Origin of the sequence: Acinetobacter sp. AS167 (assembly GCF_037152175.1) — a bacterium.
Taxonomy (GTDB): domain Bacteria; phylum Pseudomonadota; class Gammaproteobacteria; order Pseudomonadales; family Moraxellaceae; genus Acinetobacter.
In genome coordinates, this window is sequence record NZ_JBBCMP010000003.1 from 108144 (window position 1) to 121827 (window position 13684).

13 protein-coding genes are annotated in these 13684 nt (G+C 37.7%); 8 read left to right on the forward strand and 5 right to left on the reverse strand.

Annotation, left to right across the window (positions count from 1 at the left end):
• Positions 1 to 167: 167 nt before the first annotated feature.
• A complete protein-coding gene (locus WFN33_RS06910) occupies positions 168 to 1652 on the reverse strand; it encodes an FAD-binding oxidoreductase (RefSeq protein ID WP_336952232.1) in 1485 nt (494 codons plus the stop codon).
• A 153-nt stretch (positions 1653 to 1805) separates the two neighbouring features.
• Between WFN33_RS06910 and WFN33_RS06915 the strand changes: the two genes are divergently transcribed.
• Positions 1806 to 2324, forward strand: a complete 519-nt coding sequence (locus WFN33_RS06915) for an exonuclease (RefSeq protein WP_336952233.1) — start codon at positions 1806 to 1808, stop codon at positions 2322 to 2324.
• Positions 2325 to 2380: 56 nt separating this feature from the next.
• Here the strand turns inward: WFN33_RS06915 and WFN33_RS06920 are convergent, their stop codons facing one another.
• Complete coding sequence (locus WFN33_RS06920; RefSeq protein WP_336952234.1) at positions 2381 to 3691, reverse strand: tetratricopeptide repeat protein; 1311 nt, start codon at positions 3689 to 3691, stop codon at positions 2381 to 2383.
• Positions 3692 to 4106: 415 nt separating this feature from the next.
• Here WFN33_RS06920 and WFN33_RS06925 point away from each other — a divergent pair, with 415 nt between their 5' ends.
• From WFN33_RS06925 to WFN33_RS06940, 4 genes are all read left to right on the forward strand, one after another.
• Positions 4107 to 4499 (forward strand): hypothetical protein, encoded by a 393-nt coding sequence (locus tag WFN33_RS06925; protein ID WP_336952235.1) that lies wholly within the window; start codon positions 4107 to 4109, stop codon positions 4497 to 4499.
• A gap of 106 nt (positions 4500 to 4605) precedes the next feature.
• Complete coding sequence (gene glyQ, locus WFN33_RS06930) at positions 4606 to 5583, forward strand: glycine--tRNA ligase subunit alpha (protein ID WP_004718182.1); 978 nt, start codon at positions 4606 to 4608, stop codon at positions 5581 to 5583.
• Positions 5583 to 7652 carry a glycine--tRNA ligase subunit beta gene (gene glyS, locus WFN33_RS06935; protein ID WP_336952236.1) on the forward strand — a complete coding sequence of 690 codons (2070 nt, stop codon included), beginning with the start codon at positions 5583 to 5585 and terminating at the stop codon, positions 7650 to 7652. Before glyQ ends, glyS begins: the two co-directional genes overlap by 1 nt.
• Before the next feature lie 171 nt (positions 7653 to 7823).
• Positions 7824 to 8207, forward strand: coding sequence for a hypothetical protein (locus tag WFN33_RS06940; RefSeq protein WP_336952237.1), 384 nt, complete (start codon positions 7824 to 7826; stop codon positions 8205 to 8207).
• A gap of 53 nt (positions 8208 to 8260) precedes the next feature.
• Here WFN33_RS06940 and WFN33_RS06945 read toward each other — a convergent pair whose 3' ends face one another.
• Complete coding sequence (locus WFN33_RS06945; RefSeq protein ID WP_336952238.1) at positions 8261 to 8653, reverse strand: hypothetical protein; 393 nt, start codon at positions 8651 to 8653, stop codon at positions 8261 to 8263.
• A gap of 313 nt (positions 8654 to 8966) precedes the next feature.
• Here WFN33_RS06945 and WFN33_RS06950 point away from each other — a divergent pair, with 313 nt between their 5' ends.
• Both WFN33_RS06950 and WFN33_RS06955 read left to right on the forward strand, forming a co-directional pair.
• The gene (locus WFN33_RS06950; RefSeq protein ID WP_336952239.1) at positions 8967 to 9680 is read left to right on the forward strand and encodes a hypothetical protein; all 714 of its coding nucleotides are present in this window, start codon (positions 8967 to 8969) and stop codon (positions 9678 to 9680) included.
• Between the two features lie 205 nt (positions 9681 to 9885).
• The gene (locus WFN33_RS06955; protein WP_336952240.1) at positions 9886 to 10539 is read left to right on the forward strand and encodes a hypothetical protein; all 654 of its coding nucleotides are present in this window, start codon (positions 9886 to 9888) and stop codon (positions 10537 to 10539) included.
• Positions 10540 to 10690: 151 nt separating this feature from the next.
• Here WFN33_RS06955 and WFN33_RS06960 read toward each other — a convergent pair whose 3' ends face one another.
• The gene (locus tag WFN33_RS06960) at positions 10691 to 11647 is read right to left on the reverse strand and encodes a 2-hydroxyacid dehydrogenase (protein ID WP_336952241.1); all 957 of its coding nucleotides are present in this window, start codon (positions 11645 to 11647) and stop codon (positions 10691 to 10693) included.
• Positions 11648 to 11682: 35 nt separating this feature from the next.
• Positions 11683 to 12381 (reverse strand): TetR/AcrR family transcriptional regulator, encoded by a 699-nt coding sequence (locus tag WFN33_RS06965; protein WP_056516975.1) that lies wholly within the window; start codon positions 12379 to 12381, stop codon positions 11683 to 11685.
• Between the two features lie 82 nt (positions 12382 to 12463).
• Between WFN33_RS06965 and WFN33_RS06970 the strand changes: the two genes are divergently transcribed.
• On the forward strand, positions 12464 to 13567 hold the full coding sequence (locus tag WFN33_RS06970; RefSeq protein ID WP_336952242.1) for a fatty acid desaturase: 1104 nt from the start codon (positions 12464 to 12466) through the stop codon (positions 13565 to 13567).
• Positions 13568 to 13684 lie beyond the last annotated feature (117 nt).

The window sequence follows — 13684 nt, forward strand, 5'->3', positions numbered from 1 at the left end:
TTCACTATTGATGTGGTTAATTGTCAACATCATTGGCTATCTTGTTTTTACTGGATCATTGCCTACACCGCTATGGAAACTATTGAGCGATTGGTTTTTTTATGCAATTTCTGTATTTGCAGGGTGCTGTTATTGGGGTTTATTAAAAGTATTTTCCAGACCATCATTCACGACTCACGATAATGTAGATAAAACTGATTACTAAAAATCTCCTCTGGATCATATTTTTTCTTCAAACTAAAAAAAGCATCCGTTTGCGGATAGGCTAAACGCATCTTGTCGCGACTCATATGTAAGCGATAAGGCAAATAAAATGTGCCTTGATTTTTAAGTGTAATATCAACCAATTGCTGAGTCAGTTGTTGCATATCCTGCTCTTGTTGTGCAGTCTTCTTTTGATTAAACAGAAACACCAAGCCAAAAACATCTTCTCGGGCATAATTCATAAATGCATCATGATCATGTTCAACTTCACGAATCGTGATATTGAGTAGATCCACTTTTTTAGTTTTTAAAACGGGCTTGAGATCTTGAATAAACTGAGCCAAGTGCTGCTTTGGAATAAAATATTCATGCAATAGATCGGTTGAATGGATATCTTTATTTTCAATCAAGGCGGCATCTTCACTGAGAATTTCATTACGACTAAATGTCGCATAAGGCGATACTGAATTCAGACTACTTTCTAGATCCCAACGTAGCCGTTTGCCGTATTCACTATCAACAGAACCACGAAACACAATCCGCTTGGTTTCAGCATTTTTACTTTGTTGTTGTGATAATGCCAAAGGTTTTTTATCAATTTTTTCAAAATAGTTTAAGGTTGCCTGCTGTAAAAAATGCTTATCTGAAATACGTAAACGACCATAAGCAAATTGTACATTTGGATTATTACTGACAATCTTTTGGTACGCCTTTACATAGTCTTCAGGTAAAACTGAAATTGATTGAAATGTTAAAGCAACATTATCAATAACTTTTAATTTTACATCGAGAATAATGCCAAATAATCCATAGCCACCAATTACCAATTTAAATAGTTCAGGATGTTCTGTACGACTACATTTTACAATATCTCCCTCTGCATTCATCAAGGTAAATGATTCAACACTAGATGAAATCGGGGGTGAATTCTTTTGCCATCCATGCCCATTGACACTGATCGAACCGCCAATCGAGAAATTACTAAAAGATTGCATCACTGCGATTGATTTGCCATAGCGGTCTAGATACCGAAGGGCCTCTTCCCATGTTGCACCCGAGCCAATCGTGAGAATATTAGTTTTCTCATCAAAGCTCATATGTTTATAGGGCAACATATTCAGTGCTATACCATCAGGGTAAATCGTATGCCCGCCCATACTGTGCTTAGCCCCTGCAATCGAGACTTTTAGATGATGTTCAGCTGCATATTTAAGCAAAGTTTTAAGCTGTCGTTGAATCACTTCGGGTGTACTTTCAACATCCACAATTTTATGCACTTTTGTCAAATTAAGATGACTGGCATCATCCCGATAGCCTGTAGGAATATGCTCAATTCCTTGTTGCTCATTGATTTTTGTTTTAAAAAGGTGAATTGCAGGAATAGAAATAACTGCCAATACAATAAGGAGAAGGCTTAGCCAAAGTTTGTTTTTCTGTACTTTTTGCATAATCAATGATTTAAAAATGTTTTAAATTTATTCAATAATTTATAAGCTATAAATATTAAAAAAGCAAAATACCGATAAAGTTTGTCAGCGATTAAAATCATCATTTATAATGACTTCCAGCATAAAAACAATATCTTAAAATAAGGAAAATATATGGCTTATATTAAGGTGGACATCGAAGCAGATGGTCCAATTCCCGGTGATTACTCAATGATTGCGCTAGGTGCAGTGTTGGTCGAAGATCACTTACATCAACAATTCTACGGTTTACTTAAACCAATTTCCGAGAATTATATTCCTCAAGCTCTCGCAGTTTCAGGCTTTAGTCGTGAAGATACCCTAAGCTTTAACAATCCTGAGCATGTTATGAAAGACTTTGCCAAGTGGGTGAGCAAAGTCAGTAAAGATCGCCCTATTTTTATTAGCGATAATAATGGTTTTGACTGGATGTTTGTCTGTTGGTACTTTCATCATTTTACTGGCAGTAATCCGTTTGGATTTAGTTCACAAAATTTAGGCTGTTTGTATAAAGGACTGGTCAAAGATAGCTTTCAAAGTTTTAAGCATTTACGCAAAACAGCACATACCCATAACCCTGTTGACGATGCCAAAGGCAATGCTGAGGCTTTATTGGCATTGAAAAAGGATTATGGATTGAACATTAAGTTTTAGATATAGCTCAGATTAGTGAGCCATGACTCAAGACTAATCTTTGCTAAAGAAAGTTTTTAATACATTCGCTGCATTAATCGCAAATCTTCAGGTTTTGGAATCTCACCTGTTTGTCCTAAAGCATGATATTTTTTAGTTAAATCTTCACGAACTAACTTCGCTTTTTCAGGATTTTTAGCAATGCCTTTGATTCCATTTTCCAAACGATCTAAAAAGTAGATACCCACTAATATATTGTCGTGTTCATAATATTTTTGATACAACTCCATCGCTCTTTTTGGATCTGCCTTGATCAAATTCCCTTGCTCATAATAGAGTGGTAGGTTCAACTGTGCGCGTTCATGCCCTGCTTCAGCTGCTTTTGCCAACCACTCCATTGAAAGTTGAGGATTGTAAATTTTCCACTGCTCCTGAGCATATAATTCTGACAAAGTAAAATAAGCAGATTTTGGGTCTTGATCATGCTTTGCGTTTTCAGTTTCTTCAAATAACTCTATTTCATAAGTCAGATCTTCAAACTTTTTATCCGTTTTTAATAATCTTACAATTGCCTGTTGTGCTGGAATGTTATTTTCATCTGCTCGGGTCGCAATTTTGTAATAATTCATAGCTTCACCCAAATGTGCTTTTAAATAAGGCTTTTGTTCTGCCATTTGTCCCATCATAAAACCGACAAAACCACCTGCATCAAATTGTAACGAATAGATACGCCAAGCTTTTTTCCAATATTTTAAAGCCTTTGCTTCATTCACCTCTGTGCCTATACCATACGCATAGGCATAACTTAAATATGCCCATATTGGAGTAGGATAATCATCATTATCCCCCATGTGTTTTTCGATGGTATGAAATATACGAACTGCTGTTTCTTTTCTATCTGGATCAGCACAATGCTGATTAAGTACAGGGTAGAAAATATAGGCTTCTGAATTTCTCTTTCCAACTGCATCAAGCAGCAACTCAAAAGCCTGTTGTTGATCAATAGCAACTTTATCGCCGTAATATAATTTTTGTGCTTTAACCATTAGGTTATAGGCTTCTAATTCTTCAGGCTCTACTTCAGATACATCTTTTTGGGTCGGTTTCATCTGCTTTTTCTGTTCTTCTGAGAGCCCCAATTGACCAAATAAAGTCTCTAAAGTTTGATTAATCATTTTTGCATTTGGATAACCTTCTATGGGTGATTGAACATACAACTCCCACAATACTTTTTGATCAAATCCTTTATTTATTTGATAAAACTCTTTAAAAATAGGCGCTGTTTGTGGGGCGAAACAAGGGGCTTCTTCTATATTTACTGCATAACTTGATGTTGTAGATATAAAACCTAAAGTCGCTATGCACATAAAATAATTGAATTTTTTCATATTAAGATTGCTCATTTTGATATAAAAATTAAATTTATAAATTTTTAAAAAAGTATTTTTCAAATTATATATAAAATAATTCAATTAGTTAATTTTATTTTAAAACAAATTATTCAATATTTTGACAAGAACCGCTAGCATTGAAAAACCCTGCAGTTTGAAAATTAAGTTTTAATTAGCCCTTTCTAATTTTGTTACAGCCCAATAATGATCTTGTGCATTTTATCATCCTCTAAATTCGCCCCTATGATTTCTAAATAATTCATTTACTTAACATTGAATGAAGCATTGTGACATCGTCATGATGAACTTCCGACATTCAGCTTTTGAAGCGCTCTCTACCTTTACAAAGTTCATGAATAAAAATTTTTTATGTTAATATCAAATATATAATTTAACTTATTTAATTTTACCAATGAACAAAATAACCCATTTCATCATTTTAGCTTCTTCGTTTTTCCTTGCTGCATGTAGTACATCAAATGAACCCGTAATTTTAGAAACAAAGCAAATTGCAATGACGGGCGAACCATCAAGCACACTTGAACTTACCCTAATTAAAAAAGATAAAATCTGTATCTTAAAAGCAAAAACCACTTCTAAAAAAACACCCACAATAGAAAAAGATTGGGCTTTTTTTAGGGAAGATCTCATTTTAATATCTGAAAATTCAAGCTCGGAACCCGTAATCAATAGCGATGCTTCAGATGCAAAAATTGAAGAGCACATTGAGGAAATGAAAATAAGAAAAGAGGCCAAAGAAATGAAAAGTTTTATCTCAAAAGAAAATCTGAAAAAATGCACATAAGTTGATCTGCGATAAGAATCAATATTTATAGACTAACCTTTGCCACACCTCCCCAAAATCCTTATACTTAGAACCAATTTTTTCTAATACTTATAGTGGATGCTGCATGAGTCGCGCCATATCGCATATTGATACATTCCAAGGCTTAATTCTTGCCTTACAAAACTACTGGGCTGAACAAGGTTGTGTGGTGTTACAACCTTACGATATGGAAATGGGCGCAGGGACATTCCACACTGCAACATTCTTACGTGCGCTTGGGCCAGAAACATGGAACGCAGCATACGTTCAACCCTCACGTCGTCCTAAAGACGGCCGTTATGGCGAAAACCCAAACCGTTTACAACACTACTATCAATTCCAAGTGGTGCTTAAACCGAATCCTGACAATATCCAACAACTGTATCTAGACTCTTTAGAAGCGATTGGTATTGACACGCTTACACATGACATTCGTTTTGTAGAAGACAACTGGGAATCTCCAACATTGGGCGCTTGGGGCTTAGGTTGGGAAGTGTGGTTAAACGGTATGGAAGTGACTCAGTTTACTTACTTCCAACAAGTTGGTGGGGTTGAATGCTACCCAGTCACAGGTGAAATCACTTACGGCCTTGAACGTCTAGCAATGTACTTACAAGGCGTCGATTCAGTTTATGATTTAGTTTGGACCAAAGGCCAATTTGGTACAGTCACCTACGGTGATGTATTCCATCAAAACGAAGTAGAGCAATCAACTTATAACTTTGAATATGCCAACGTTGAAAAAATGTTTGAGCTCTTCGATTTTTATGAAGCTGAAGCAACCCGTTTAATGGAAGCAGAACTTCCACTTCCAGCATATGAGCAAGTCATCAAAGCATCACACAGCTTTAACTTACTCGATGCACGTGGTGCTATTTCTGTCACTGAACGTCAACGTTATATTTTACGTGTGCGTACTTTGGCACGCTCTATTGCACAAAGCTATGTGGCTGCTCGTGCCAAACTCGGTTTCCCAATGGCTGAACCGCATTTACGTGACGAAGTGCTTGCACAGTTAAAGGCACAAGTTGAAGCAGAAGCAAAAGCTGAGGAGAATAAATAATGTCTAAACATACCGTTTTATTCGAACTTGGCTGTGAAGAATTACCACCTAAAAGCTTAAAGACCTTACGTGATGCATTACAAGCTGAAACGGTTAAAGGTTTAAAAGACGCTGGTTTGGCATTTGATTCAATTGAAGCTTATGCAGCACCACGTCGTTTGGCATTAAAAATTGTCAATGTCGATGGTGCACAAGCAGACACTCAAAAGCGTTTTGATGGTCCTGCCCTACAAGCGGCTTATGATGCAGAAGGCAAACCAACCAAAGCCTTAGAAGGCTTTATGCGTGGTCAAGGCATTACTGCGGATCAAGTATCAACTTTCCAAGCGGGTAAAGTTGAAAAAGTTTGTTATTTAAAAGATGTGAAAGGTCAAAGTCTTGACGCTTTACTTCCACAAATTTTACAAACCGCACTAGATAACTTACCCATCGCAAAACGTATGCGTTCTGCGGCAAGCCGGACTGAATTTGTTCGCCCAGTGAAATGGGTGGTCTTGTTAAAAGACAATGATGTGATTGATGCAACGATTCAGGATCATAAAGCGGGCAATCTGACCTATGGTCACCGTTTCCATGCCCCTGAAGCGATTTCATTAACCAACTCAGATGATTATTTGCCGAAATTAAAAGCAGCACATGTCGTGGCTTCTTTTGAAGAGCGTCAATCGATCATTGACCAACAAGTTAAAGCTTTAGCTGATGAAGTTAATGCGATTGCCATCGTTCCTGCGGACCTGCGTGATGAAGTCACTGCATTGGTTGAATGGCCTGTTGCGTTACGTGCAAGCTTTGAAGAACGTTTCCTTGCCGTACCTCAAGAAGCTTTGATTACCACGATGCAAGACAACCAGAAGTATTTCTGCTTGGTCAATGCAGCGCATAAATTACAGCCTTATTTCATTACTGTTTCCAATATTGAGTCTAAAGATCCGACTCAAATCATTGAGGGTAATGAAAAAGTGGTACGCCCTCGTTTGTCTGATGCAGAGTTTTTCTTCTTACAAGACCAAAAGCAACCACTTGCTTCTCGCAAAGAAAAATTAGCCAATATGGTCTTCCAAGCACAATTGGGCACACTTTGGAACAAGTCTGAACGTATTGCAAAATTGGCTGTGGCGTTATCTGCAATCACGGGTGCAAATCCTACTGATGCTGAAAAAGCTGCACTGCTTGCAAAATGCGACTTAACTTCAGAGTTAGTCGGTGAATTCCCTGAACTTCAAGGAATCGCGGGAACTTATTACGCACGTATTGAAGGCGAAAATGATGAAGTTGCTGAAGCTTTAGGTGAGCAATATTTACCTAAGTTTGCTGGCGATGTTCTACCAAAAACGAAAACAGGTACAACCATTGCCCTTGCTGATCGTTTAGATACCCTCACAGGTATTTTCGGGATTGGTCAAGCACCGACGGGTTCGAAAGATCCATTTGCTTTACGTCGCTCTGCGATTGGTATCTTACGTTTGGTGATTGAAAATAATCTTGATGTTTCGATTGAAGAACTGATCAAGCTTGCTTTGGCTGCTTATGGTGATGTACTGAAAGATCATACGAAGACTTTAGCCGATGCTGTCGCATTCCTTGAAGGTCGTTACCGTGCTAAGTACGAAGACCAAGGTGTTGCTGTTGATGTGATTCAGGCTGTTCAAGCACTCTCGCCAAAATCTCCACTTGATTTTGATAAACGTGTGACGGCGGTAAATCATTTCCGTGACTTGCCAGAAGCTGCTGCTTTGGCTGCTGCCAATAAGCGTGTTGCCAATATCTTGGCAAAAGAAGCTGCACCTACAGGTGAGATTGTTGAAGCTAAATTAGTTGAAGATGCTGAAAAGGCGCTTTATACCGAGATTCAAAATATCAAACCTGCAGTTCAACCACTTTTGGACGCGAAAGACTACACCACTGCGCTTTCTAAGTTGGCTGCGCTTCGTGCACCGATTGATGCATTCTTTGAGAATGTGATGGTGATGGCAGATGATGCAGAACTCAAAGCAAACCGTTTACGTTTACTTGCACAGTTACGTGACTTGTTTACAAGCGTTGCAGATATTTCGGTGTTACAGCACTAAGTAGAAATATAAATTATAACCCGCTTCCGAGCGGGTTTATTTTTAGTTTTCGCTTTCCAAAACGCATAAATAAATGAAAACATAACAATAAAAATTAACAATCTAAAACTAAATATTCCCAATACATTGTATAGACTCAATTGATCAAGTTAAGTTTAAGATCAAAAGCATATGAATTCTAAAATATTATTATCTATACCTTTAATAGTGATCACTCTCACCGCCTGCTCAACCACACCCACCAATCCAAACGCTCCAACTGTTTTAGAACAACATAAAAATATCTCTGCTGAACCAAGCACAAAACATAACCTTGCCAAACTCATCAAACAAACAGACAACTGTGTCATCGAATTTACTGGCAACTTTGAAACGGGTAAAGCCACAGAACATTGGATTTTTAAAGGTGATCAGCTCATCTCTGCATTTTCAAATGTAGATGCTGAAGTCGAAAATAAACAAACTGTTTTTGACCCAAAAGATGCTGAAAAGCAAAAAAACTTCAACTCACTTAAAAATAACTTTAAAATATCAAATCTTGAAAAATGTAATTAATCTCAGTACTTCGCTTTAATACTTCGTTGAAGCTAAAAGGGCTAAATACAAAGTTATTTCGCTCTTTTAGCCACATAATTCACAGGATATATCCAAATGAGAACGCCAATCAATCCAATCACAGCAAAAATGAAACTATTTGGAAGGTAATTAGCAAACCAATAATAAATTGGATTTAATCCCAATTTAAACGAATTCATCATTGTGTATAGCATTGCAATTATTAGCACATGGGGCAAAATCAAATGCCCAATAAATAGCTGATATTTCTTAAAATATTTTGCAAAATAAAAGCTTGGAATCAAGTAAATTAAAAATACCGCGCCCATAATGCCCCAACCCATTATTTGATGGCTGGAAGACAGTTCATCGCCACAACCACAGGCAAAACTCGGTTTTAAACTCAATATAAAGGTGAGAAATATCAGGATTATTATATTTTTCATTATGATGATTAAATCAACAATTTAACCCAAAGCTTATGTCGTTTTTGTTTTAATAACAAGCTGGAAATTATTACAGAAAATTCTTTTATCATCATTCTCACATTCTTATAAGCATCAGAATTTAAAAAATAAAAATTGCAAAGACTCCCAAACACGTTTAGTCGTAACATTCATTCACAATTCTTACACTATTGTTAAAACTCTGTAGATAAGCTGTTGCTGTTTTATCTCAAAGACTATTTTTATACATATTTCACATTATTATAGGCAACACTCAAACTTGAACTCATTCAGGTACAGGATAAAACTAATTATGAAAATGCTTAAAACAACAGTGATCGCCACAGCACTTCTTGCCAGCTCTCCTCTTTTTGCCAATACAGATGTAAGTGCAAATGCTTCTGCTGAAGTCGGAACCAATGGAGGCATTCTAAGCAACATTGGTCAAGGTATCCATAACACTGCAGATAAAGTTGGTAATGGAATTGAAAAAGGTGTTGATAAAACCCGTGATGTGTCTAAAGACGCTTGGGATGGCACTAAGAATACTGCTGCTAAAGTAGGTACAGGAATTGAAAAAGGTGTCGATAAGACCCGTGATGTTTCTAAAGAGGCATGGGATGGCACTAAAAATGTTGCTGATAAAGTCGGGACAGGTGTAGAAAAAGGTGTCGATAAGACCCGTGATGTTTCTAAAGATGCATGGGACGGCACTAAACATGCTGCTGATAAAGTTGGAACGGGTGTGGAAACAGGCATAGACAAAGGTAAAGTTGCAACGAAAGGTGCGTGGGAGAATACCAAAAAACTAAGTTCTGAAGCTGGGCATAACACCAAAGAAGCAGCGGTTAAAGTAAAAGACAAAACCAAATCAGCAACAAGTAAAACTTGGCAGAAAACCAAAGATCTAGTTAAACCTAAACCAGCAAATACAGGTGCAAAAGTAAATTCACAAACCCATGTAAAAACACCAGTAGGTAGCGCTAAAGTCGCCGTATCTACAGACGCTAAGGTTGCTACAAAATAATTTAAACTTAATGCCCATTTAGAAAAGCTCACTCAGGTGAGCTTTTCTTATACATCAGCCAGTAATATGCTATGCAATGTATACATATGTTTTCTTGCTGTAGGATTCTTCTTTCAATTTTACTTTTTATCTAAATAAAACAGTATGATAACCCCAATCTACACTGAGCGAATCGCTACAATCATCATAAAGGGATCAAAACATCATGAAGATGATCAAAAGTCTATGTGTGATCACTGCAATACTTGCAACACCATCACTCTATGCGCAAACCAATACTCAAAATCAAACCCAGCCATATGGTGATAATCCAAATATTTTTAAAGTATTGGCACATAAGACCGGTGAAGCTGTACAGAATACCGCTGAAAAAGTAGGTGATGCGACCGAAAAAGGAATTCAAAAAATTAAACCGTCTTTGGATGAAACCATTGAAAATACCAAAAAATATACCACTGAAAAAGCCACCGAGGCTCGTGATAGTACCCGCCAAGGCATCGATACTGCGGTAAAAAAGGTTGAGCAAACCAAAGATCGAGTAATGGGTAAAACCAGTTTAAATGTACCGATTGAACATGGCAGTTTAAGTCAGTCTTCGACCACACCCAATACGACGAATACTGTAACTGCTGCAACTACAGCAAACGTTCAAAATACGCCGATCACCACACAACCTGTTCAACCCGCAGTTCAAAATCAATTACCCAACAATGGGCAAGAAGAACCTGAAATTAAAAAACAGTCATTACCAATCGAGAAGCAAAAGCGTGATGTCAACACCAATACCACAGGTTTAAAAGATGCCAAATCAACCAATACGCAAAGTTCAACAGATGATGAGGTTGGTGTACCAAGATAATCAGTTAAACACACTTAATTCTTAGCACGCCACACCTTGCGCTACCTATGCTCAAGGTGATAGCAGTAAAACGAATATCGCTATTTAATAATGTTTTTAACTCTACCTTTTAATCGCACCTTTTTTTAATTGTGCTTTTAAATTAGGGCCTTTATTCATTCACTTGACGAATCACTTTACCCTGCTTAAATGCTTCAACATTTTCAAGCATTTGATTCACAATACGTTGACGTGCATCTACACTGCCCCACGCACTATGCGGTGTGATAATCAGGTTTGGAATATCTTCTGCTAGTAATACATTTCCGTGTGTCGGCGGTTCGACAGAAAGTACATCAGTTGCCGCACCTGCAATTTTGCCTTGTCTTAATGCATCGGCCAAAGCCTGTTCATTAACGATACCACCGCGGGCACAATTGATTAAAAATGCAGATTTTTTCATTTTATCAAATGCTTGGCTATCAATTAAATCACGTGTTTCATCTGTTAGAGGACAATGCAGAGAAAGAAAATCGACTTGCGCAAGCAATTCGGCAAAAGGTATTCGATCCTTATGCGTTGGTCGATTGGGTAATGATGCGACCAAAATTTTCATCCCAAAAGCTTCTGCCAACTTGGCAACCGCTTGACCCAGCTCACCATAACCAATGATGCCAAGAGTTTTCCCAGATAATTCAACAATTGGAAAATCCAGTAAGCAGAAAATTGGCGATTTGTTCCATTCGCCTTGTTTAACTGCATGCTCATATTTGAGTAAAGATGTCGCTAATGCCAACATTAACGTCAGTGTATGCTGTGCAACTGCAGATGTGCCATAGCCCTGACAATTACACACGACAATACCTTTTGATCGTGCAAAATCTAAATCAATATTGTTGGTCCCCGTGGCCGAAATCAAAATTAATTTTAAATTTTTACATTGCTCCATCGCCTCAGCATTCACAATCACTTTGTTGCTGATCACCACGTCTACATGTTGAATGCGTGCTAGAACTTGCTCTGCTGTGGTCGATGGATAAAGTATTAAGTCATCAAAAGCTGCTTTTAGCTGACTAAAATCCAAATCCTGTTTATCTAAAGATTCATAATCTAAAAATACAGCTTTCATTGCTTTTCCTTAATGATAGAGAGCCAGTTTTACGCTTATGAAGCAGATGCTTCTGGAAAACCAAAAGAATTATTCTTTAAAGCCAATAAGTATGCATTGGTCATACGGTACGCCTCTTGAATGATGGCTTCAGAAATATAGCTTTCGTTGTAATAACCATGCTTCATACAAGTAAAAACCAATTCCATCAAAATCGTCAATGTATCAGGCTCCTGTGGTACATATTCATCCACTTTAATCATTTCCAATGCTTTTCGGACACCATGACTGACCTTTTTTAATTCTATTTGGTATTCCAGATAAGCTTGCCGGGTAAAAGGTCCACTTAAAATCAACAAGCTTGCTGTTTCAGATTCATTAAAATATTTGGCTGTGGTACGAATCATACTTTCTGAGAGTAACTGCCCGTATACTTCTATCGGAGCATTTGGATTTTCCGTCAACACTCGAACAGCCGCCTGTCCGAGTTGTTTAACTAAATCGTTTAAATGCGTCAGTGCAATGTGACGAAAAATATCGTATTTCGTCGGAAAGAATTGATAAATACTGGTCCGTGGAACGCCAGATGCATTGGCAATCTCGGGAATCGAAATCTTTTCAATTCCAATGGATAACAGTAACTCTTGCGTGGTTGCCAGCATCTTATCCATTCTTTTTTGGGAACGTTCTTGTTTTGGTTGACTCACCTTTTTCGTCATTTTTTTTAAAACTGACGTTGACGTTATTTTAATCATCAGATAATCTCTCATAAAAACCAACAAATGTTGGTTTTAAAAACTTCCTTGTAGTACTACAAAAATATAGAGGAAACCGGAGATGAATTTACCCCTTTCCGATGTACAAATGTCCATACAAAGCAAAACTAAACTTTTTGCTGATCCAGAAGATGAACAACGTAGCCACCGAATTCGCAAAGCAATTTTGGAAGCTGGAAATCAATTACGCGAACGTCATCCTTGGCTGGTTCAGCACCAAGACCAAATTGGCCTAGCCATCCTTGCAACAGCTGTAACAGGGATTATTTTCAATATAACACAATACACTCGTGGGAAAATGCCTTGGTACGTGGCAATTCCGCTTTCTGCATTTTGGATGTCGCTCTTACATGAACTAGAGCATGATCTTATTCACCAAATGTATTACCGTAAAAACAAAAAAATCAATGATGCCATGTTGGCAGCCGTTTACGCCTTTCGCCCTAGTACCGTGAACCCGTGGATACGTCGCGAGGTACATTTACATCACCACAAATCATCGGGTACTAAAACAGATTTAGAAGAACGCGGTATTAACAATGGTGATCAATGGGGCTTAAAACGTTTGCTGATGACTGGTGACAATATGTTGGCGATCTATTTACGCCCCATCACCATGATGAAAACCACCAAGCGTTTTATTCATGCGCAAAAGCATTTATCCCAAGCCGCTAAACTCAAATTAAAAGCAAAACTTTCTGCGAGTTATGCACCCTTTGGACATATTCATTATGCCTTATGGCATGGTTTCTTATTGATCAATGCTGCCAAATTGGCAATGAAAGCCGCGGGCATAGCGCAACCTAAAAATAGCGTATGGAGACTTGCAGACAAAACCACAAAGTTTTATGCCGTTAGCATTGCAGCACCAAATTTCTTACGCACCTTAAGTCTGCATTTTACCAGTTCCAATATGCATTATTATGGCGATGTTGAAGATGGCAATATCGTTCAGCAGTGTCAGGTCTGGACAGATTGGCGGATGAAACCTTTACAGGCCTTTTGTTTTAACTTTGCTGGTACACATGCGATTCACCATTTTGTTGTACGTGATCCATTTTATATTCGTCAAGCCATTGCCCAAGACTGCTATCCAGTGATGCAAGCAAATGGGGTCCGTTTTAATGACTTTGGGACGTTTAAACGAGCGAATCGTAGGTTCTAAACTTGATAACTGATATCTTCGTCTTATTCGTTGATAAAAACCTTTGGCATGGATCTTTTATATTTTAAAACACCTGATTACGCCTTATAGTGAATTAAACAATCAAAAAAAAGATCT

Excerpts from the sequence above, each read along its gene's own strand:
- WFN33_RS06910 (WP_336952232.1), bottom strand. The coding sequence starts at position 1,652 with ATGCAAAAAGTACAGAAAAACAAACTTTGGCTAAGCCTTCTCCTTATT.
- WFN33_RS06915 (WP_336952233.1), top strand. The coding sequence starts at position 1,806 with ATGGCTTATATTAAGGTGGACATCGAAGCAGATGGTCCAATTCCCGGT.
- WFN33_RS06920 (WP_336952234.1), bottom strand. The coding sequence starts at position 3,691 with ATGAAAAAATTCAATTATTTTATGTGCATAGCGACTTTAGGTTTTATA.
- WFN33_RS06925 (WP_336952235.1), top strand. The coding sequence starts at position 4,107 with ATGAACAAAATAACCCATTTCATCATTTTAGCTTCTTCGTTTTTCCTT.
- glyQ (WP_004718182.1), top strand. The coding sequence starts at position 4,606 with ATGAGTCGCGCCATATCGCATATTGATACATTCCAAGGCTTAATTCTT.
- glyS (WP_336952236.1), top strand. The coding sequence starts at position 5,583 with ATGTCTAAACATACCGTTTTATTCGAACTTGGCTGTGAAGAATTACCA.
- WFN33_RS06940 (WP_336952237.1), top strand. The coding sequence starts at position 7,824 with ATGAATTCTAAAATATTATTATCTATACCTTTAATAGTGATCACTCTC.
- WFN33_RS06945 (WP_336952238.1), bottom strand. The coding sequence starts at position 8,653 with ATGAAAAATATAATAATCCTGATATTTCTCACCTTTATATTGAGTTTA.
- WFN33_RS06950 (WP_336952239.1), top strand. The coding sequence starts at position 8,967 with ATGAAAATGCTTAAAACAACAGTGATCGCCACAGCACTTCTTGCCAGC.
- WFN33_RS06955 (WP_336952240.1), top strand. The coding sequence starts at position 9,886 with ATGAAGATGATCAAAAGTCTATGTGTGATCACTGCAATACTTGCAACA.
- WFN33_RS06960 (WP_336952241.1), bottom strand. The coding sequence starts at position 11,647 with ATGAAAGCTGTATTTTTAGATTATGAATCTTTAGATAAACAGGATTTG.
- WFN33_RS06965 (WP_056516975.1), bottom strand. The coding sequence starts at position 12,381 with ATGATTAAAATAACGTCAACGTCAGTTTTAAAAAAAATGACGAAAAAG.
- WFN33_RS06970 (WP_336952242.1), top strand. The coding sequence starts at position 12,464 with ATGAATTTACCCCTTTCCGATGTACAAATGTCCATACAAAGCAAAACT.